This is a genomic window from Enterobacter cloacae complex sp. P18RS (assembly GCF_014982105.1).
In the GTDB taxonomy this organism is placed as follows: Bacteria; Pseudomonadota; Gammaproteobacteria; order Enterobacterales; family Enterobacteriaceae; genus Enterobacter; species Enterobacter hormaechei_C.
On sequence record NZ_JADCKV010000050.1, the window covers coordinates 9505 to 10808 of the forward strand.

General features: G+C 33.3%; 2 protein-coding genes. Both read left to right on the plus strand.

Annotated elements, in window-relative coordinates:
* A partial coding sequence (locus INF61_RS22540; protein WP_227413535.1) for a DUF6387 family protein occupies positions 1-589 on the plus strand: 589 nt, incomplete at its 5' end.
* 161 nt (positions 590-750) lie between these two features.
* The coding region (locus INF61_RS22545; protein WP_227413536.1) for a sce7726 family protein at positions 751-1304 on the plus strand (554 nt) is incomplete at its 3' end.

Genomic DNA, 1304 nt, shown 5'->3' on the forward strand with positions numbered 1-1304 from the left:
ATACTTTTTTATAACCACGGTAGATCGAATAGCTAATATCAGTTTTGCTTGTATGAAAAAGGCTTTATTCATAAGAGCTAATTCAGAACAATATAAGATTGATTCCACTATTGAGAACGAATACATATCCGAAAAAATCCCTGAACAGTTTCCTACTACAATTATGTTAGAAATCGATCTTGCGGCTGGAAGTGATGATGAGATAGCAGAGGCACTGCGAATATCATTACCACAATGGCGAAAAGTTAAGGGTGTAAAACCTGCACCGCTTGATGCAGTAAGATTTGGTTATGGGACAATAAAAAAGTTAATGAGCTATAGAATAATACCAATGCTTGATTTACTTGCTTGGTCAGAAAGAAAAAAAGTGCATCTGTCAGATGATAGAATATCACGATTGATTTATAGAGATGAAGATGACTATAAGGTAATTAGACAAGGGTATCATATCAGAGATGCAGACCGACCTTTAGCTATGAAAGTAGTAGAAAATGATTTTTTACGCCAATTCTACTTTTTTATAAATAAAAACAGACATATTAAAGAGATGAGCGTTTATGATGTAATGAAAATTACAGACACCGATTGATTATGTTGTAATGGTTGATAAATATATTTTAAGAAAGATTTTACTGGAAATAGACTATTTTAATGATTTGAAATGCAGTAACGATTATGCGAGATATGACAATTTTTTTCACGGTATGATTGTGCTATTATATAACAGTGAATATTATGATGGATTATCCAATGGCGCTAAGTATCGATAATATAAGAGTTTTTTCAAGGGTGTTCAGCCGCCCAGTTTTCGAGGCTTTAGCCAAGGGAAGAGAACCGTCTAATGTCTTGGATTTTGTGTCTTTCTCTGATGAAATGAAGCAGGATGGACAACCATTACATACATTTTTTAGTGAATGTTATAAAGAGTTATCCAGGAATTATAGAAATGAGTATGTTTACAAAACAGAAGTAGCAAATCGAATAGTTTTTGGGAGGCATAGTCCCCGGACCTCATCATTATTAAGTGAGCTTCATGTCGGAAAGTCTATTGTTGATATTGCAATTTTTAACGGAACATCTACAGCGTATGAAATTAAAACGGAATATGACACCCCGCGTAGATTGCAAACTCAAACCCCAGATTATTTAAAAGCATTCGATAAAGTTTATGTGGTTACTCATCCAAATTTATCTGAAAAATATGCTGAGATTGTTCCAGATAAAGTTGGTGTTATTGCATTAAATAATAGAGGTAGCCTTAAGATAGTTAAAAATGCTGAGTCAAACTTAGCTAATGTTGATAT